The following is a 17960-nucleotide window of genomic DNA, read 5'->3' as shown; positions in this document are numbered from 1 at the left end:
AAACCAAAGAGGCATACCCCGCCTCGCTATATCGACGCCTGTGACGAGCACACAGGTCACCCTCATCCAGATCGACAACTACGGTCCGTGGACGGTCACGCCGGAGCCCCGACGGGAGGTCGACCTCCAGACGCTCCAGTCGCGCCTCTACGCGGACCTCTCGCAGCTGTTCGGCAACCGCGAGGGGTACGTCTTCTTCACTCGGTTCGACAACATGATCGCGGTGACGAACGGCCTGGACCGCGACGCCCACGCGCTGATCCAGGAGTCGGTTCGCAACCGCTACCCGGTGACGATCAGCCTCGGCGTCGCGGTGGACGAGCGGCCCGCCGCCGCGCTCGGACGGGCGAGCACCCTGCTGCAGGACGCCGGCAGCGCGCAGGACGAGACCCGACAGGAGATCCTCCAGGGCGACCCGCTCCCCGAGGCCGAGCGCGGCCCCGAGGACGTGCAGATCGCCCACTTCGACGTGAACGACGCGACGGGGAAGTACACAGACCAGCTCAACGCCTTCGACACGTTCATCCACATCGAGCAGGGGTACGCCGAACTCATGCGCTACATGCGCAACGCCCACGACTCGCTCTCCTTCTTCGTCGGCGGCGACAACGTCATCGCGGTCTGTCCGGACCTCGCGGAGGAGGAGTACCGGGACGCCGTCGACCACGTCCGCGACATGGTCGGCGTCGAACTCAAGGTCGGCGTCGGACGGGCGCGAACGGCCCAGGACGCGGGCATGCAGGCGAAACACGCGCTCGAGGTCTGCCGCGAGCACCGCACCGACGTCGAGCTGGACTGGCGACTGGAGGAAGCGGGAGCCGGGGATAGCTTTTAGTCCCGACGTGTGATACCATCGGGCATGGATGGGAGTGTCACCGTGCGCGATGCGATGACCCGGACGTACGTGGGCGTGACCGAGGGGGACACCCTCGCCGGGACCGCGGCGTTGCTCGTCGAGGAGGACGCGACGTGCGCGGTCGTCCTCCGGGGCCGCGAACCGGTCGGCGTCGTCGGACAGGGCGACGTGCTCGCGGCGTACGTCCGGGGCGACGCGGAGCGGGCCACCGTCTCGGACGTGATGAACACGGACGTCGAGACGGTCCCCCCCGATACGTCCGTGGTCGCCGCGAGCAACCGCTTCAGCGGGTCAGTTCATCGCCTGCTCGTCACCGACGGCGACGAACTCCTCGGCGTCCTCACCGAACGCGACATCCTGACGGTGCCCCAGGGGTCCGGCTCGTTCGACGACGAGATGCGCACCTCGACGCCGAACTACGGCGAACAGGGCATCTGCGAGGGCTGCGGGACGCTCACCCGCTCGCTCGCCGTCGCCGACGGACTCGCGCTCTGTGCCGACTGTCGCGACACCTGAGCCGTCCGTCTCGCTCCACGGCGGCCCGCTCTCCCACGCCCCACCTCACCCGACCCCACCCTACTCCGACCCCGCCGCTTCGATCCGCTCCCCGCCGTAACTCGGAAAACGCAGGTCGAAAGAGAAGATAGGTTTATATCTCCACGTTTGATACCCCCGAACACCATGCGACATGGCATCAATCGGCGTCATTTCCTGAAGGGAGCGGGGGTCGCGGGCACGACCCTCGTTGCGGGTTGTCTCGGCGGCAACGGAAACGGCGGCGGCAACGGCAGTAACGGCGGCGGTGGCGGCGGCGGTGGCGGTGAACTCCGGGTCGGCATACTCATGCCGCTGACGGGCGACCTCGGCACGCTCGGCAAGCCAATCGCCGACGGCGCGAAGCTCCCGGTCACGCAACTGCAGAACTCGGATACGAACTACGACGTCTCCCAGCAGACCGAGGACACGGCGACCGACCCCAACCAGGGGGTGACGTCCGCCGAGACGCTGGTGAACTCCGGCTTCGCGGCGGTCACCGGCGCGGCGGCGTCGAGCGTGACCATCCGGGCGGCGAACGAGGTGTTCGTCCCGAACGAGGTCTGCGCGTGTTCACCCGCGAGTACCTCGCCCGAGATCACCAACCTCGACGACGACGACCTGATCTTCCGGACGCCCCCTGCGGACAACATCCAGGGACAGGTGCTCGCGCAGGTCGCGGCCGACGAGGGCGCGGGGAGCGCCTCGACGCTGTTCGTCAACAACGACTACGGCCAGTTGCTCTCTCAAGAGTTCGCAAACGCCTTCGAGAGCGAGCAGGGCGGCACCGTCAACCAGACGGTGTCGTTCCAGCCGGGGCAGTCGAGTTACTCCTCGCAGCTCCAGCAGGCGCTCGGTGGCGATCCGGACCTCCTGCTGGTCATCGCCTACCCCGAGAGCGGGATCCAGCTCTTCCGGGACTACTACTCCGGGTTCGACACCGACATCCCCGTCCTCGTGACGGACGGACTGCGCGACGGGCAACTGCCGACGGAGGTCGGCAACGCGATGTCGAACGTGCGGGGAACCGCCCCCAGCGCGGCGGGCCCCGGCCGCGACTTCTTCAACCAGCAGTGGGAGGACCAGTACGGCGGCTCCCCCGGCGTGTTCACCGCGCAGGCGTACGACGCGACGGCGACGCTCCTGCTCGCGCAGGCGGCCGCCGGCGACCAGTCCGGCGCGGCCATCGCCGAGCAGATGCGGACCGTCGCGAACCCGGAGGGCGAGGAGTTCACGCCGGACAAACTCCCCGAGGCGCTCGAGGCCGCGGGCAACGGCGACGACATCAACTACCAGGGCGCGTCGAGTTCCGTCGAGTTCGACGACAACGGCGACCTCGAGACCGCGGTCTACGAGCTGTTCGGCTTCAAGGAGGGCGGCGGCATCGAGACCATCGAAACCATCGAGTTCGGCGGCTGACGGCGGAGATCGAAAACCGACTCGACTCGTTCTTTCGCGGCGCGACTACCCGCCGAGGAACTCCCGTCTGACCTCCTCGTCGGCCAGCAGCGCGTCCCCGGTGTCCACGAACCGGTTCCGTCCGTTGACCAGCACGTAGCCGCGGTCGCAGCGCCGCAGGGCCTCCTTCGCGTTCTGCTCGACCATGAGGACGGCCGTCCCGGCGTCGTTGATGGCGTCGATGCGGTCGAACATCTCGTCGACGAGGTCCGGCGCGAGCCCCGCCGAGGGCTCGTCGAGCAGCAGCAGTTTGGGATCGAGCATCAGCGCCCGTCCCATCGCGAGCATCTGGCGCTGGCCGCCCGAGAGCGTCCCCGCCTTCTGCGTGTCGCGCTCGCGCAGGATGGGAAAGCGGTCGTACACCGACTGGAGGCGCTCCTCGGGCACCGAATCGAGGATGTACGCGCCCATCTCGAGGTTCTCCTGGACCGACAGCGACGGGAAGACGTTGTCGTTCTGCGGGACGTAGCCGATGCCGTAGCGGATGACCTCCTCGGGGACCATCCCGGCGATGTCGTGGCCGTCGAAGGAGATCCGACCGCCCATGTGGGTCGTCAGCCCGAAGACGGACTTCATCGCGGTCGACTTGCCCGCCCCGTTCGGTCCGACGATGGCGACGTACTCGCCGTCGCCGACGGTGAGGTCGAGGTCGGAGAGCACCTGCAGGTCGCCGTAGCCCGCGTCGAGGTCCCGGACCACGAGCAGCCCGTCGTCCGGTTCGCCCGCCGCGGCCGCCCGTCCGTCGGTCGTCGGTCCGTCGGTCGCCGGTCCGTCCATCGCGTCGGGGGGCGCTTCGCTCATATCGTCTCCCCCAGGTACGCCTCGACGACCTGTTCGTTGTTCCTGATGTCCGCTGCCTCGCCCTCGGCGAGCACCTTGCCCTGGTGCATCACGATGATGTGTTCGCAGTTGTTCATGATCACGTCCATGTCGTGTTCGACGAGGAGGAACGTGTAGCCGTCCTCGCGCAGGTCGTGGACCCGCCCGAGGAGCTTCCTCTCGAGCGTCGGGTTGACCCCCGCGAGCGGCTCGTCGAGCAGCACCATCTCCGGGTCGGTCATCAGCACGCGCGCCATCTCCAGCAGTTTGCGCTGCCCGCCGGAGAGGTTTCCCGCGAACTCGAACGCGAGGTGGTCGATCTCGAAGAACTCGAGGGTCTCCCAGGCGCGCTCGTGGAGTTCGCGCTCCTGTTCGACGACCTCGCGCCGGAGGCCGGGGAGCACCGATCTGACGAGCGACTCGCCGACCTGTCCCCGCGGCGCGAGCATCACGTTCTCCAGTACGGTCATGTCGTGCAGTTCGCGGGCGATCTGGAAGGTGCGAACGAGCCCGCGGTTCGCGATCTGGTCCGGGCGCAGGCCGGTGATCTCCTCGCCCTGGAAGTAGACGTGGCCAGCCGTCGGGTCGTGGACCCCGGTGATGCAGTTGAACGTCGTGGACTTGCCCGCCCCGTTCGGCCCGATGAGCCCCGTGAGCGATCCCGCCTCGACGGAGAAGGTCGCCCCGTCGACGGCGGTGATACCGCCGAACTCCTTCCGGAGGTTCTCCACCCGGAGCGGGAGCCCGCGGGGCGTGTGTCTCGCGGCCGCCTCGACCGCCGAGTCGGCCGTCTCGGCCTCGTCGACGGACGAGTTCGGGGCCGTCCCCGCGTCACTCATCCGGATCACCCCGGCCGTCGGTCGCGGCCGCGCGGCCCTCCGGTCGCCTCGTGAGGTCCACGGCGGCGGCCGGTTCGATGCGGTGGCCGAGCAGCCCCTCCGGGCGGCGCTGCATCAGGTAGACGAGCAGGACGCCGACGACGACGAAGCGCAGTTGGTCCACGTGGGCGATGGTGTAGCCCACGAGCGGCCCGACGTCGAGCGACGCGAGCGGCGCGACCGCGTCCGCGAACGTGTTCGGCGTCGCGATACCCTGGAGGAACCCGACCTCCCCGAGCAGGTTGTTGAGGTACTGCGGGAGGAGCCACAGCACGCCCGCGAACAGCCCCGCGCCGAGGACGCTCCCGGTGTTCGACCCGGAGCCGCCGATGATGAGCGCGATGAAGATGTAGAAGGTGATGTCGGGGCGGAAGGAGTTCGGCTCGACCGCGTTGATGCCGTAGACGTACCAGAGGATGCCCGCGAGACCCATAAGCGCGCAGCCGACCATGAACACCTTCACCTTGAACATGCGGGTGTCCTTGCCGAGCGAACTGGCCACGAGTTCGTCCTCGCGGATGGCCTTGAGCACGCGGCCGAACGGGGAGTTCGCCGTCCGCGACAGCAGGAGGTAGACGACCGCGACGACGACGACGACCACGAGGGCGTAGACGAAGCCCTCCACCGCCGTGCTGCTGTCGACGCCGACCGCCTCGAAGACGGCCACGATCGCGTCGCCCGCCCCGGAGTCGAAGACGGCGTCGAGGGGGTTCTCCGGCCAGTTTCGGAACCCCTGGCCGCCGCCGGTGCCGAGGGTGACGCCGGCGATCGTGAACTCCCTGGCGGGCCGCGAGAGCGCCGTCAGTCGGATCACCTCGGAGATGGCGAGCGTGGCGATGGCGAGGTAGTCGGCGCGCAGGCGCAGCGCCGGGAACGCCGTCGCGAGGCCGACGAGCGAGGTGGCGAGCATCGCGCCGACGACGCCGAGCCAGAGGGGGAGGCCGAGGCCGGGAGGCGACCCGGTCGGCGATCCGCTGAGCATCCCGAAGGTGTAGGCGCCGACGGCGAGGAAGCCCGCGACGCCGATGTTGAACAGTCCGGCGTACCCCCACTGGAGGTTGAGCGCGAGGACCGCGAGGGCGTAGACGGCCGTCAACAGCGTCAGGTTCGCGAACAGGCGGAAGATCCCGCTCGTGTTGAACCCGATGACGCTCCCGACGACGGCGAAGAGGGCGTAGAGCGCGACCATCATCCCGAGGACCATGAGCGCGTCGCGGACGGGGCGGTCGAGGGCCGTCACCCGCTCCCTGACGGCGTCGAGGCCGCCGAGACCGGCGCTCATGCCGTCGTCACCCCCCCGAAGAGCCCCTGCGGGCGAACCAGCAGGACGACGATGAGCAGGAGGAACGCGATGGGGTCGGCGAGGTCGACCCACGGCCCGGTGAGCCAGACGCGGGAGACGTTGCTCGCCACGCCGAAGATGATCCCGCCGGCGATGGCTCCGTAGACGGAGCCGATGCCGCCGAGGATGACCGCGGCGAAGATGAACAGCAGCAGCATCCACCCGAAGTCGAAGATGATCGTCCCCCGCGAGAGGACCACGAGGTAGCCCGCCGCTCCCGCGAGTCCGCCGCCGAGCATCCACGTCCAGCGGACCACCCGCTCGGTGGGGATGCCGGTCACGCGCGCGAGGTCCTTGTTGTCGGCCATCGCGCGCATCGCCTTGCCCAGCTTGGTGCGCTGGAGCAGCAGATGCACCCCGAGCATGAGCACGACCGATATGACGACGAGCGTGAGGTCGTGGGCGTTTATCGGCAGGCCGCCGACGTTGAAGCTGACCGTCCCCCCGGTCACGCCGCGGCCGTTCAGGTCGAACACGAACGCGATGAGGTATCGGAGCGCGAACGCCACGCCGACGCTCGCGATGAGCAGCGAGATGCCGCCCTGGTCGCGCATCGGTTTGTAGACGAGTCGGTCGAGCACGAGCGCCACCGCGATGGTGACGACGATGGCCCCGATCAGTCCGACGACGATCGCGAGTGGCGTGCTCGTGATGCTTACACCGGGGTTCGCCTGGACCAGCAGGAGGCTCGCGAGGTCGGTGACGCCGAGCCCGCCGACGACGAAGGCGACCGCCCAGCCGGAGAACCCGCCGACCGTCACGTACTCCCCGTGCGCGAAGTTCGCGAAGCTCAGGATGCTGTAGGTCAGTGAGAGGCCGATACCGGCGAGCCCGTAGATGAGGCCGAGTTTGAGCCCGTTCCAGAGGTAGCGCCCCAGCGTCTGCGGCGGGAGCGCGCCCGTCGCGAGCTTCGCGACGACGTCGAACACCAGCAGGAGCCCGATCACCGTCACGACCAGGGTCGCCGGCTGCTGTATGACGAGCCGCCGTCCGCGCGAATATGCGTCACTTACGCCCATGAGTGGTAGTCACGCGGTAGCTCTGACCCGGGGGATAAAAAACCCATCACTCCGTGTCGAGTGGGTTACATACGTTCAGGAGCGTCAAGTCGTCAGCCAACGCCCGTTGCGGACCGGAGTTTCTCCCCCGGGAGGCGAGCGCCGACGGCGGCGAAATGAGCGGTGGCGTTACATACCGCGCCGTCCCTCCTGCGGGTGGTGCGGGCGCGGAAGCGACCGAGCGCCGCCCGGGAACGCCGATCCGTTTCGGCGGCGATCCCGAAGCCGCCGCCGAACTCCCGAGGTCCGACCGGGAATCCCTGAATTTCACGATTGCCGATCCCTCTCGATGCTTAACAGACTCCCCGGCCTGCGCAAGCTACTTTTACGAGTAGCCGGTAGGCGCTAGCGAGTCGACGCGCCCGGAGCTGAGGTTTACGAACGATGACCGACCAAGAATCCGAAACGCCGATCGAGGAGTGTCCGAACTGCGGCGAGACCGTGCTCAGCGCCTACATCGAGGACGAAGAGTGTCCGAACTGCGCCGAGGAGGCGTGAGCGGGCGAGCGCGACAGACCTCGCCCCAGTTCCGCGCGCTCGCGAGGCGGACTGATCCGAGTGAAAAACGACGCACCGCCCGCGGACAACCGTGACGGGTCAGTAGCGAACCACGGTTTTCCTACCTGTGTCGGCCGCAGAGCGCCGCCCGCAGCGATGCGCTCGATCAATAAAGCCACTAAGACAGCGTGAATAACGTTCCGCGTGGGGTGACCGTCGCGTGGGCGGGAAGCGTGCGCCTCCTGACACCGCCGACTCCCTCCCGACGCGCGTCGGGCCGCATTCGACGAACCGCCTCCCGCCCGCGCCCGCGCTGTCGCGGTCCGAGCGGACGTCCACCGCCTCCGCCGAGAGGTACTCCGCCGCCGACGAACGTCGCTCGAACCTACCGCCAAGGGAGCCGGCGGCGTGACCCGAACTCGACCTCCGTCACGACGGGGAGGTGATCGGATCGATACTCGCCCGGTCGAACGTCGAGCGTCCGATACCAGTCGACGGCGGCGGTGTCCGCGGTGAACACGTAGTCGATGCGGTCCTCGATCTCGGGCGTGAACCCGTGATAGGTCCCCCACGGACCCGAGACGGTGTCCGTGTCGGCTTCCCGGCGGGGGTCGAACAGGGGGCTAGCGGGGCTCCCCGCCGTCCCGGTCAGTATCTGATACGGCCGCTCGCTCGGCTTGGAGTTGCAGTCGCCCGTCACGACGACGTCCTCGCCGGCCATCGCCCGCTCGTCCGCGCGCTCGCGGACGAGCTTCGCCGACTCGACCCGCGCCGTCTCCCCGACGTGCGAGAAGTGCGTGTTGCACAGCCACAGCCGCCGGCCGGTCTCGCGGTGTGACAGGCTCGCCCACGTCGTCACGCGTGGCAGGTCGGCGTCCCAGCCGACGCTCGGTTCGTCGGGCGTCTCGGAGAGCCAGAACTCGCCCGTCTCGCGCACCCTGTACCGGTCCGCGCGCCACGCGACGGGGACCATCTCGCCCTCACGGTCGCCGTCGTCGCGGCCGACGCCGTACCACTCGTAGTCGTCGAGCGCCGCACGGAGGTCGTCGTACTGGTTCGGCTGGGCCTCCTGAACGCCGAGCAGACCCGGGGCGATCTCCTCGACCGTCTCGACGACCCGGGGCAGCCGTTCGTCCCACGAGTACTCGTCCTCCGGGTTGTCGTAGCGGACGTTGAACGAGCACGCCCGCACGGTGGTCGGACGACCGCCGGATCCGAACCGTCGATCGCCGATTCGCGTCGCGCCGAGCGCCGTCACACCGCCGAGCAGGAACCGTCGTCGGGACGTGTTCCGATCAGTGAACATCAAATTTCAGCTCGGCATGACTGTATTTTTACCTTCCTATGAGTGGTACGTCCCGCTCCGTTCGGGGCCCGCGCGCTCGGTAGGGCACACCCCTCCGGCCGCGAGGTTGGAACGGCTCGGGCGTCGTCCGGACCACTCCGTACGAGACCCGATCCCACGCCACGTTGCGACGCCTGGACGGCGACGGGTTCCGGGCGGTCGTGGACGCGCCGGACGGCCCTCGACGTGTCCGCGTTTCGAACCGGTGGCGGCGGCCGGCCTCCGACGCCGAACCGTCGAGCTGTAAGCCGACGGGCCGCTGTGGTGGTCGGGAGCGAGTGCTCGGTCCGGCTACTCGATGTCCGAACGGAGCGTGAGGAGGCTGTAGGCGACGACGACGGCCGCGGCGATCGCGAACACGGTCGCGTCGAGCGTCCAGCCGCCGCCGATGCGATAGAGGGCCCAGGCGGTGAGACCGACGACGACCGCGACGACGGCGTGTTTCCAGCGCGCGACGACCACCCGTCCGAACCGGTTCCCCTCGAGTCGGTCGGGGAGGTCGTTCGCGCCCCCGCCGACACCACCGTCTGCCGTACTGCCACCGGACATGTTCCCACACAACAATCCACACGGTCCTAAACCTTCGGACGGGAGGGAACCTTTTCGTACCGCGTAACGGGAGTAGGGGCATGGTGACTGCGGGCGGTGACGACGGCGAGCCGTGGACGAGCCGCCTGCTCGGTCTCTTTCCGACGGCGCGGCCGCCCGTGCCGGCGCTGGACACCGCCGGCGACCGCGACGTGCTCGCCGACCGCGCGCTCGCGGGGATCGCCGACCTGTTCGCGTGCTACCTGCTCGTCGAACTCCCGGCGCTGTATCTCCTGGACGCGCTCGCCGGCGGGACGCTGGTCACCGCCGCCGTCGCGCCCGCGCTCTCGGTGGCGGCGCTGGTACCGCTGTACGTCACCTACAGCTTCGGCTTCGAGTGGCGCTACTCGCGGACACCGGGGAAGGTGTGGCGCGAGCTGACGACGGTGACGGGCGACGGCGACCCCTGTACGCTCCGGGCGAGCGCCGTGCGGAACCTCCTCCGGTACGTCGATCTCCTCGGCGTCCCGCCGCTCGTCGTCGGCGTCGTGAGCGCCGTCCGATCGCCGACCGGACGGCGACTGGGGGACCGCCTCGCCGGGACGGTCGTCGTCCGGACGCGCTAGACGCGCGCCGCCGTCGCGGTGCCGATCTGGACGCCGGTATCGGGGTCGAACAGCATCACCTCCTCCGGATCGATGACGATGCCGTACTCCTCGCGGTTGCCCTCGAAGTCCGCGCCGGTGACGACGGTCACCTCGCCGAACTCCGTCTCGAAGAAGCTGTGCGTGACGTCCCCGAGCGGCTCGTCGAGCAGGTGGGTCGCGGGGACGTTCCCGTCGACTCCGCGGACGACGCCGAGGTGCTGTGGCCGGATCCCGACGCGGACCGACTCGCCGAGGTAGCCCTCGAGCGTCGCCGCCGACCGCGAGATCGGGTACTCGTAGTCCCCGATGCGAACCCGCGCCTCGCCGCCGCGATCCGCCACCCTGCCGTCGAAGAACTGGGTGGTGGGTTGGCCGATGAAACTGGCGACGAACTCGGTTCGAGGGTCGTCGTACACCCGTTTCGGCCCGCCGACCTGCTCGATCTCGCCGTCGTTCATCACGGCCACCCGGTCGCTCATCGTCATCGCCTCCTCCTGGTCGTGCGTGACGTACAGCACGGGACAGCCGATGCGGTCGGTGACCTGCTCGACCACCGGTCGGAGTTCGCGTTTGAGCTTCGCGTCCAGGTCGCTCATCGGCTCGTCGAACAGGAAGACGGCCGGATCGCGGACGAGCGAGCGTCCGAGCGCGACCCGCTGCTGTTGACCCCCCGAGAGGTCAGCCGGGCTCTTGTCGAGCTGGTCGGTGATCTGGAGGAGGCCGGCCGCGTCTTCCACCTTCCGGTAGCGCTCCTCGCGGGAGAAGCCCGCGATCTTCAGCCCGTAGGCCATGTTGTCGCGGACGCTCATGTGCGGGTAGAGCGCGATGTCCTGGAACAGGAGCGCGACGTTGCGCTGTTGGGGCGGGCGGTCGGTCACGTCGCGGTCGCCGAAGCGGATGCGGCCGCCGGTGGGCCTGTCGAGCCCGGCGACGCACCGCAGCGTCGTCGTCTTGCCGCACCCCGAGGGGCCGACGAGCGTGACGAACTCGCCGTCGTCGATCGTCAGGTCGATACCGTCGACGGCGACGGTCGCCCCGTCGCCGTCACCGAACACGCGCGTCAGGTCTTCTATGTGGACTTTCATAGCGAGCGGATCTGGAACCCCTTCAGCAGGTAGCTCTGGAGGAAGTAGGCGAACGCGAGCGGCGGGATCGTCATCAGCAGCGACGCCGCCATCATATCGCCCCACGAGAACGTGTACCCCTGTGTGATGAGCCGGAGGATCCCCGGCGCGAACGTGGTCGCCTGGTTCTCCGGCAGGAGGATGCGCGCGAACGTGAAGTCGTTCCACGCGATGGCGAACGCGAACAGCGCGGCCGCGATGACCGCCGGTCGCGTCTGCGGGACGATCACGTCGCGGAACGTCCGCCACCGCGAGGCGCCGGCGATCCACGCGCTCTCCTCCATCGACTCCGGGATGGTCTGGATGTACTTCCACATCAGCCACACGGAGAACGGCATCGAGATGGCGGTCAGCGCGAGGATGAGGCCGACGCGCGTGTTCAACAGCCCGATGGACTGCCAGATGAGATACAGCGGGAGCCCCAGCACGATGGGGCTGAACATGTAGCCGAACAGGAGAAACCGGGCGAAGTTCTCCTTGTGACCGAAGTCCACCCGCGCGAGGCCGTAGCCGGCGATCAGCGAGATCACCACCACCGCGATGACCGTCCCGATGGTGACGACCGCGCTGTTCAACAGGTAGAGGCCGACGTCGCTGCTGAACAGCACGTCGTAGTTCGACAGCGTGAACGATTCTGCGCTCGGTACCCACGTGGTCGCCCGCAGCGCCGACTCCGTCTTCAGCGAACTCTGGAACATCCAGTAGATCGGAAACAGGATCAACGCGAAGAAGAGCGTCGCACTGATCCCCAGGCCGATCCGGTACAGCCTGTCGGCGGTTCGGTAGTCGAGGCCGAACACGCCGGTCGTGTCCGCGTCGGTGCTCACGTCTTCACCTCCTCGCTAGGATTGAACGCCCAGAAGTAAGCGACCCCGCCGACCGCGAGAAACACGAACATCACGACCGCCATCGCGTTCGCGAGGCCGTAGTTTCCGGCCACGAACGCCTCGCGGTAGGCCAGGACGGGCAGCGTCGTCGTCGCGTACCCGGGCCCGCCCTGCGTGAGGATCCAGATGAGGTCGAACTTGTTGAACATGAAGATCGACCGGAGCAGCACCGCCACGAGGATGACCCCCTGGATGCGCGGCAGCGTGATGTCGCGGAACATCTGCCACCTGTTGGCCCCGCAGATGCGAGCGGCCTCGTAGAACCGCGGGGGGATCGATCGGAGCTGTGCGAGCGTGAAGATGGTGATGAACACGGAGAACTTCCAGCTCCCGATGAGGATCACCAACGGCATCGCCAGCGACTTCTGCCCGAGCGCGAACTGGTTGACCCCCCAGAGGTCGAACCACTCGGAGCCGACGACGTGGAGCACGCCGTAGAAGGTATCGAACATGAACAGCGCGACCAGCGACACCACGACCGTCGGGACGAGGTACGCGGTGAACACTACGGCGGTCAACAGCTTCTGGCCCCGGGCGATGCGGTTGAGCGTCAACGCCATCCACAGCCCGACGACCAGTTGCAGCAGCGTGCTGCCGACCATGAACACGACGCCGCGCCACAGCGACTGCCAGAACCTCGGCACCCGGAACACCTCGGCGTAGTTTGACACCCCGGCCCAGGTCCAGTCGGGGTTGAGCAGCGGAATGTCGTGGAGCGACGCCCAGATCGCAAAGCCCACCGGGATGATCGAGATGATCAGGTACAGCAGGACGACGGGGAGGACGGTTCCGACGCCCACGAGCGTCTCGCGGTCGACCGGGAGCCTATCGACCGGGAGGTCGAACCCGCGGGCGTCCTCCGGTTCGATGGTCTCACCCGTCACGATCGGTCCCCCGTCGATAGGCGGTCAGAGAACCCCTCGCGGCGGAGTTACTGGCCGTCATGTCATCTGTCTCCTGCCTTCCTCGACGCGCTTCTTGCACTGTTCGAGTCCGAACTCGTAGGCCTCCTGCGGCGTCGCGGTCTCGGTGACCACCTGGTTGACCATCTCCGCCTGGAAGAAGAACCGGTAGTAGTAGACGCCGACCGGATGGTTGGCGAGCACGTCGGCACCCTCGATGTTATCGTAGTACTCGGGGACGATCTCGGTTCCCACCCGCTGGAGCTTCTCCAACAACCCGGGGTAGTCCTCCCACAGGCCGTAGCTCTCGAAGGCGTCCGTCTCGATGATGTCCCGGTAGATGGGGAGAAACCGCGTCGGCTCCGTCTCGTACATCCTCGCGCTTCGGTCCGGGTCCTCCGCGTACAGCCACGAGAGGAACGTCTTGCCCCCCTCGGGGTTCTTCGACGCCGAGAACACGTGGTGGCCGTCCGGCGTCGGGTTCGAGAGATACGAATCCTCCTTCGCGATGCCGCCCTCCTCCCAGAGCGGCATCGGCGCGACGCCGGTGTTCTCGGCGAGGGCGTCGTTCCCGGCGCTGGCCGCGACGCCGCCCGGCCACACGTTGAGGTTGTACTGCTGGGCGAACTGGCCGCCGGCCCAGTTCCGCAACGAGGTACCCCACCCGATGTTGGTCGGGTCGGGCGAGTACTGAGCCAGTTCCTTGAAGTACTCGAGCAGCGTCACGATCTCCTCCTCCGGGAACCACACCTCGACCTCCTCCTGCGTCTCTCGATCCGTGAACCGGATCTCCTGTGCGCCCATGTTGGCGAGGTACGTCTGGAACTCGTCCTGCGCCTTGCCGACCTTCGAGCCGGCGAGTCCGTATCCGCGGATGTCGAGGTCGGACTCGTCGATGGCGCGGGCGTTCTCCAACACGCCCCGAAAGGACGTCGGTACCTCCAGGCCGAGTTCGTCGTACACGTCCTCGCGGTAGATGAACGTCCCTGCGTACGCGCCGTGGGGGACCTCCCAGTAGGAGTCGCCGTCGTGGTACGGCTGGGAGATGAGTTCCCCGCTCTGCTCTTCGGCCTTCGCGACCACGTCGCCCACGTCCGCGAGTTGATCCGACGCCCAGAGGTCGCCGACCTGCTCGAAGGTGGACGTGTTGATGGCCGGCGGGTTGCCGGCCTGGACGAGGTTAGCCAGCCGGTTCTCCTGATCGCCGGAGAACCCGGAGTACTCCATCTTGACTTCCACCCCCGTCTCCTCGGTGAAGGCGGGGACGAGGTCCTCCTCCCACTTCTTCTGCCAGGCGTCGTTGTTGTAGTCGGTGAGAACGTGAACGGGCGATCCGCCGTCACCGCCGCCGTCACCGTCTCCGCCGCCGTCACCGCCGCCACCGGTGCAACCGGCGAGGCCGATACCGGCTCCAGCGCTCGCTAGCGCCAGGGCCCGTCGTCGGGTGATCGACCACTCGTCGTCCACGTCGTCCGGTGCTGCCACTTCGTGTTCGTTGCTAACCATTAGCTCGATTGCTACTCATTCCAATCACTAATAAACATGAGGTACTATGTTATCAAAAGTAGAGTGTAGACGGAATTGCCTGAATCCGTTTCGTGGCAGGGGGGAATCCTATCGGCTGTCCGTAGCGCGACGTCGTGGCCTGTTCGCGTCGTCCGGGGTGCCTCCGCTCCGGCGGTAGTCCCGCGCTCACGCGACGGCGGCGTACACGCCGGAGTGGAGTGCCACGCCGACCTCCGTCCGTTCAGCGGGGCGAGCGGAACGAACGTCGAGTCCGGGGTCGCGCGCTCGACGACTCGACCCCGCTCGTGAAAACAGGTTTCGGTCGGTGGCGACTCCGACCCCCGGGGGAAGCCAAGGGTGGGATTCGAACCCACGAATTCTCGATTACAAATCGAGTGCTTGAGCCGCCCAAGCTCCCTTGGCGCGCCCCTATGAATCGTTCTCCTTCGGACCCATATCGGTTTCGCTGTCCTTCGCCATCGTGATCCGGTGGGGGCGGTAGCCGAAGCGACGGTAGAGCCGCCGGGCGTCCTCGTTCGCGGCCATCACGTCGAGCGTGACGACCTCGCACCCGTCGACGTGGAGCGCCTCCTCGGCGGCGCGGAGGAGCGCCGTCCCGACGCCCTCTCCGCGCCGCTCCGGACGGACGAAGAGGTTCTCGACGACCCCCTTCGTCACGGACTGCTCGTAGGTGCCCGTCTCCGGCGCGAACATGACGAACCCGACGATGTCGTCCTCCTCGCGGGCGACGAGCAGGCCGCCGGTGACGACCGAGCGTGCGATCGCCTCGCGCACCGTCTGGCGGTTCTCGGCGGCGGCCAGGTACGAACCGTAGCGGCGCTGTCCCTCGGCGAGCGCGACCCAGAGGTCGGCGACGGCGTCCACCTCCTCCATCCGGAGCGCCTCGATCTCCATCAGCGCAGCGCCTCGACCGCGGGCAGCGACTCGCCGGTGAGCATCGCGAGCGCCGCCCCCCCGCCCGTGCTGACGTGGTCGAACCCCTCGAGGTCGAGGTGGCGGATGGCGGCCGCGGTGTCGCCCCCGCCGACGATGGTGTACTCGGCGGCCGTCGCGGCCGCGAACAGCCCGTCCGTGCCGGCGGCGAAGCGGTCGTCCTCGAAGACGCCCGCCGGGCCGTTGAGGATCGCCGTGCCCGCGTCTTCGAGCACGTCAGCATAGGCGTCGACCGTCGCGGAACCGATGTCCATCGCCGGTTCCTCGACCGGGAGGTCGGCGACGGCCACCTCGACGCGCTCGCCGTCGCGTTCGACGGCCACGTCGACCGGGAGGTGGAGGCGGTCGCCGTACTCGGAGAGCAGGCGCTCGGCCTGCGCGAGGCGGTCGCCCGCGCGGTCGTTGACGACGCGCGTGCTCTCCGCGCCGAGGTCGACCCCGGAGACGTGCAGGAACGAGTTTCCGACGACCCCCGACGTGAGGACGGCGTCGGCGAGACCGGAATCGAGCACCGACGCGGCCACCTCGATGGAGTCGTCCACCTTCGCCCCGCCGAGGCAGTACACCCGCGGCGTGGGCGTCTCCCCGATGTTCCCGAGCGCGTCGAGTTCGCGCTCCATGACGCGCCCGGCGTAACCGGACAGCCGGACGGGGAAGCCGACGATGGAGGGCTGCGCGCGGTGGGCCGCCGCGAAGGCGTCGTTCACGTAGGCGTCGAGGACCGGCGCGAGCCCCCGGACGAGGTGCGTCTCGGCGGCGTCCTCGGGCGGGAACTGCAGCACCTCCTCGCTGTAGAAGCGCGTGTTCTCCAGTACGAGCACCGTCCCGTCGTCGAGCCCCTCGACGCGCTCGCGCGCGGCGGCAGAGAACGTCGCGTCGACGTACTCGACGGACGCGGGGAGGAGGTCGCCCAGGCGTGCAGCGTGGGACTCGAGCGTGGTGAAGTCGTCCCCGCCGGGACGGCCCTGGTGGGCGAGCACGACGACGCGCGCCCCGCGGTCGGCCAGCTCCGCGAGCGTCTCTCGGTGCGCTCGCAGGCGGGAGTCGTCGTCGAGCGTTCCGTCCGCTCCGATCGGACTATTGATGTCGACGCGCACCCCGACGGCGGCACCCTGCGCGTCGAGGTCGTCGAGCGTCCGTATCATGGGCGAGTCTCCACCACGTCGGAGCAAAGGTGTTGTGCTTGTCCCCATCGACCGACGGCGACGGACTGACGCCGCGGAGAGCGGTCGTCTCAGCGGACGCTCGAATCACCGGCCGAGAGGGTCGGAGCGACGACGAGAACCACTGGGTTCGGGGTGAAAGAGCGGGCGACGACCGACCGCGAATCCGAACGGTTCTCCCACCGAACCGTATCATCCCCACCTGTGTCCCCCGTCGGGAACGGTATCGATTCGCGGTCGGTCGCACCCTGTAGCGAGGAGACACCCCATCCGAATATATTTTTTCGAACTATACGAGAAGATCATAAATATATACCGATAGTAGACTACCGAGGCATCGGTACCTGAACTTTGAACGGCTCCGATCTACGTCGTCCGGTCGCCGTATCAATACTCCGACGCGTCGGACGCCGGTCGCTCGCGGGCGTCGGGAGGAGTCCGCTCGACGCCGTCGCGTATCGGGGTTGAATAGCTAGCCACCGCGCCTAACGAGTGTAGCGACGTAAGATGAAATGGCTGGTGCCGCCAGTCGCATGGAACCGTCATCCAACACCGCCTGCGGGCCGCCGCTCCGCCGCACCACGGCCCCACTCTCCACGGCGGTCGGTGTCCCACACGGGACACCCTGTCTGTCACCATTTCGTGCCGACGACGAGGGCGAGAGCGTGCCGATCTCCTGCCGAATCGATTATCGCTACGAAGACTGGTGACGCGGTCGCTACCGGGGATGGTCTTCAAAAAAACGGGGGTAACGAACGCCCGGGTGGGCGCGTGGCGACTTAGACCCTTTCGGTCCTGTCCACGATGGTCGTGCTGGTGCCCTCGTCGTTCGCGACGACGACCACCTTGTATCGCTCACCATCGGTTAGGCCTGTGACGGTCGTACTCTGACCGATACTCGTGAGACTACCGGAGTCGACGGTAGTACCCGAACTCACCTCAGTCACGGTGTAGTCCAGCGTCGCCGAGTCGGACTGCCGGGAGTTGAACGTGATGGAGATCTCGTCGTTGGCGGAGTCGAAGTTCACCGACGCGCCCGCCTGTACGTTCGTCTGGATGTTGTCGCCGAGTCCGAGGACGAACGTGCCGATTACGGCCGCCAGAATGACCGTGATCGCCACCATGAGGATGACGCCGATCACAGGGCTGACGGCCCGCTCGTCCGCGTTGAGTAGCTTTCTGAAGTTCATGTCTTGTTGTGTTCCCACCGTGTCACGAGCCGACCGTCGACCGCACGCGCGGTCGTGCGGGAGCCCGCGTCCCCGCCCCGAAGGGCGAGGAGCGCCGATCCCGCGAGGCCGACCTCCCACGTGCCAGTGGTTACCCTTCCGTGCGATACCTCCGCTATTAACACTTACTTCTGTTGCGGACTGTTTTGGATCCATGAGGGTAATTACTCCCTCTGAACCGCTTTCTCAGACAGCGAAAATCGACTTACGTCACCCGGTTCGTCTCTTGCAC

General features: G+C 67.8%; 17 protein-coding genes and 1 tRNA gene. 4 read left to right on the top strand and 14 right to left on the bottom strand.

The window, feature by feature from the left end; all coding sequences use genetic code 11:
* The first annotated feature begins 40 nt into the window (after nucleotides 1-40).
* The 3 genes from P1K31_RS02830 to P1K31_RS02820 all read left to right on the top strand — a co-directional run bounded on the left by P1K31_RS02830 (nucleotide 41) and on the right by P1K31_RS02820 (nucleotide 2809).
* Complete coding sequence (locus tag P1K31_RS02830) at nucleotides 41-835, top strand: GTP cyclohydrolase III (protein WP_276304762.1); 795 nt, start codon at nucleotides 41-43, stop codon at nucleotides 833-835.
* A 24-nt stretch (nucleotides 836-859) separates the two neighbouring features.
* Nucleotides 860-1372: a CBS domain-containing protein gene (locus P1K31_RS02825; protein ID WP_276304761.1), complete on the top strand. Its 513-nt coding sequence runs from the start codon at nucleotides 860-862 to the stop codon at nucleotides 1370-1372.
* Between the two features lie 165 nt (nucleotides 1373-1537).
* Nucleotides 1538-2809 carry an ABC transporter substrate-binding protein gene (locus tag P1K31_RS02820; RefSeq protein WP_276304760.1) on the top strand — a complete coding sequence of 424 codons (1272 nt, stop codon included), beginning with the start codon at nucleotides 1538-1540 and terminating at the stop codon, nucleotides 2807-2809.
* A gap of 45 nt (nucleotides 2810-2854) precedes the next feature.
* Here P1K31_RS02820 and P1K31_RS02815 read toward each other — a convergent pair whose 3' ends face one another.
* The 6 genes from P1K31_RS02815 to P1K31_RS02790 form a co-directional block, all read right to left on the bottom strand.
* Nucleotides 2855-3649 (bottom strand): ABC transporter ATP-binding protein, encoded by a 795-nt coding sequence (locus tag P1K31_RS02815; protein ID WP_368410824.1) that lies wholly within the window; start codon nucleotides 3647-3649, stop codon nucleotides 2855-2857.
* Complete coding sequence (locus P1K31_RS02810) at nucleotides 3646-4506, bottom strand: ABC transporter ATP-binding protein (protein ID WP_276304759.1); 861 nt, start codon at nucleotides 4504-4506, stop codon at nucleotides 3646-3648. Before P1K31_RS02810 ends, P1K31_RS02815 begins: the two co-directional genes overlap by 4 nt.
* Nucleotides 4499-5827: a branched-chain amino acid ABC transporter permease gene (locus P1K31_RS02805; RefSeq protein WP_276304758.1), complete on the bottom strand. Its 1329-nt coding sequence runs from the start codon at nucleotides 5825-5827 to the stop codon at nucleotides 4499-4501. Before P1K31_RS02805 ends, P1K31_RS02810 begins: the two co-directional genes overlap by 8 nt.
* Nucleotides 5824-6906: a branched-chain amino acid ABC transporter permease gene (locus P1K31_RS02800; protein WP_276304757.1), complete on the bottom strand. Its 1083-nt coding sequence runs from the start codon at nucleotides 6904-6906 to the stop codon at nucleotides 5824-5826. Before P1K31_RS02800 ends, P1K31_RS02805 begins: the two co-directional genes overlap by 4 nt.
* Nucleotides 6907-7828: 922 nt before the next feature.
* Nucleotides 7829-8749 (bottom strand): endonuclease/exonuclease/phosphatase family protein, encoded by a 921-nt coding sequence (locus tag P1K31_RS02795; RefSeq protein WP_276304756.1) that lies wholly within the window; start codon nucleotides 8747-8749, stop codon nucleotides 7829-7831.
* Nucleotides 8750-9079: 330 nt separating this feature from the next.
* A complete protein-coding gene (locus P1K31_RS02790) occupies nucleotides 9080-9337 on the bottom strand; it encodes a hypothetical protein (protein WP_276304755.1) in 258 nt (85 codons plus the stop codon).
* Between the two features lie 80 nt (nucleotides 9338-9417).
* On the opposite strand from P1K31_RS02790, the gene P1K31_RS02785 reads away from it, so the two are divergent.
* Nucleotides 9418-9942, top strand: a complete 525-nt coding sequence (locus P1K31_RS02785; protein WP_276304754.1) for an RDD family protein — start codon at nucleotides 9418-9420, stop codon at nucleotides 9940-9942.
* On the opposite strand, the gene P1K31_RS02780 is transcribed toward P1K31_RS02785, so the two are convergent.
* The 8 genes from P1K31_RS02780 to P1K31_RS02745 all read right to left on the bottom strand — a co-directional run bounded on the left by P1K31_RS02780 (nucleotide 9939) and on the right by P1K31_RS02745 (nucleotide 17689).
* Entirely contained in the window at nucleotides 9939-11048 is a 1110-nt protein-coding gene (locus P1K31_RS02780) for an ABC transporter ATP-binding protein (protein WP_276304753.1), read from the bottom strand. The two genes, P1K31_RS02785 and P1K31_RS02780, sit on opposite strands and share 4 nt — an antisense overlap.
* Entirely contained in the window at nucleotides 11045-11914 is an 870-nt protein-coding gene (locus tag P1K31_RS02775) for a carbohydrate ABC transporter permease (RefSeq protein ID WP_276304752.1), read from the bottom strand. Before P1K31_RS02775 ends, P1K31_RS02780 begins: the two co-directional genes overlap by 4 nt.
* Nucleotides 11911-12858, bottom strand: a complete 948-nt coding sequence (locus tag P1K31_RS02770) for a carbohydrate ABC transporter permease (protein ID WP_276304751.1) — start codon at nucleotides 12856-12858, stop codon at nucleotides 11911-11913. Before P1K31_RS02770 ends, P1K31_RS02775 begins: the two co-directional genes overlap by 4 nt.
* A 57-nt stretch (nucleotides 12859-12915) precedes the next feature.
* Nucleotides 12916-14382 carry an ABC transporter substrate-binding protein gene (locus P1K31_RS02765; RefSeq protein WP_276304750.1) on the bottom strand — a complete coding sequence of 489 codons (1467 nt, stop codon included), beginning with the start codon at nucleotides 14380-14382 and terminating at the stop codon, nucleotides 12916-12918.
* Between the two features lie 349 nt (nucleotides 14383-14731).
* Nucleotides 14732-14805, bottom strand: a tRNA-Thr gene (locus tag P1K31_RS02760).
* A gap of 6 nt (nucleotides 14806-14811) precedes the next feature.
* On the bottom strand, nucleotides 14812-15297 hold the full coding sequence (locus tag P1K31_RS02755; protein ID WP_276304749.1) for a GNAT family N-acetyltransferase: 486 nt from the start codon (nucleotides 15295-15297) through the stop codon (nucleotides 14812-14814).
* The gene (locus P1K31_RS02750) at nucleotides 15297-16481 is read right to left on the bottom strand and encodes a phosphoglycerate kinase (RefSeq protein WP_276304748.1); all 1185 of its coding nucleotides are present in this window, start codon (nucleotides 16479-16481) and stop codon (nucleotides 15297-15299) included. Before P1K31_RS02750 ends, P1K31_RS02755 begins: the two co-directional genes overlap by 1 nt.
* A 797-nt stretch (nucleotides 16482-17278) precedes the next feature.
* Nucleotides 17279-17689, bottom strand: coding sequence for a type IV pilin domain-containing protein (locus P1K31_RS02745; RefSeq protein ID WP_276304747.1), 411 nt, complete (start codon nucleotides 17687-17689; stop codon nucleotides 17279-17281).
* Nucleotides 17690-17960: the final 271 nt, after the last annotated feature.

Origin of the sequence: Halomarina halobia (assembly GCF_029338575.1) — an archaeon.
Lineage (GTDB): Archaea > Halobacteriota > Halobacteria > Halobacteriales > Haloarculaceae > Halomarina > Halomarina halobia.
This window is presented reverse-complemented; position numbering and strand designations above follow the sequence as displayed.

Excerpts from the sequence above, each read along its gene's own strand:
- P1K31_RS02745 (WP_276304747.1), bottom strand. The coding sequence starts at position 17,689 with ATGAACTTCAGAAAGCTACTCAACGCGGACGAGCGGGCCGTCAGCCCT.
- P1K31_RS02810 (WP_276304759.1), bottom strand. The coding sequence starts at position 4,506 with ATGAGTGACGCGGGGACGGCCCCGAACTCGTCCGTCGACGAGGCCGAG.
- P1K31_RS02780 (WP_276304753.1), bottom strand. The coding sequence starts at position 11,048 with ATGAAAGTCCACATAGAAGACCTGACGCGCGTGTTCGGTGACGGCGAC.
- P1K31_RS02800 (WP_276304757.1), bottom strand. The coding sequence starts at position 6,906 with ATGGGCGTAAGTGACGCATATTCGCGCGGACGGCGGCTCGTCATACAG.
- P1K31_RS02790 (WP_276304755.1), bottom strand. The coding sequence starts at position 9,337 with ATGTCCGGTGGCAGTACGGCAGACGGTGGTGTCGGCGGGGGCGCGAAC.
- P1K31_RS02795 (WP_276304756.1), bottom strand. The coding sequence starts at position 8,749 with ATGTTCACTGATCGGAACACGTCCCGACGACGGTTCCTGCTCGGCGGT.
- P1K31_RS02825 (WP_276304761.1), top strand. The coding sequence starts at position 860 with ATGGATGGGAGTGTCACCGTGCGCGATGCGATGACCCGGACGTACGTG.
- P1K31_RS02755 (WP_276304749.1), bottom strand. The coding sequence starts at position 15,297 with ATGGAGATCGAGGCGCTCCGGATGGAGGAGGTGGACGCCGTCGCCGAC.
- P1K31_RS02805 (WP_276304758.1), bottom strand. The coding sequence starts at position 5,827 with ATGAGCGCCGGTCTCGGCGGCCTCGACGCCGTCAGGGAGCGGGTGACG.
- P1K31_RS02765 (WP_276304750.1), bottom strand. The coding sequence starts at position 14,382 with ATGGTTAGCAACGAACACGAAGTGGCAGCACCGGACGACGTGGACGAC.
- P1K31_RS02815 (WP_368410824.1), bottom strand. The coding sequence starts at position 3,649 with ATGAGCGAAGCGCCCCCCGACGCGATGGACGGACCGGCGACCGACGGA.
- P1K31_RS02750 (WP_276304748.1), bottom strand. The coding sequence starts at position 16,481 with ATGATACGGACGCTCGACGACCTCGACGCGCAGGGTGCCGCCGTCGGG.
- P1K31_RS02820 (WP_276304760.1), top strand. The coding sequence starts at position 1,538 with ATGCGACATGGCATCAATCGGCGTCATTTCCTGAAGGGAGCGGGGGTC.
- P1K31_RS02785 (WP_276304754.1), top strand. The coding sequence starts at position 9,418 with ATGGTGACTGCGGGCGGTGACGACGGCGAGCCGTGGACGAGCCGCCTG.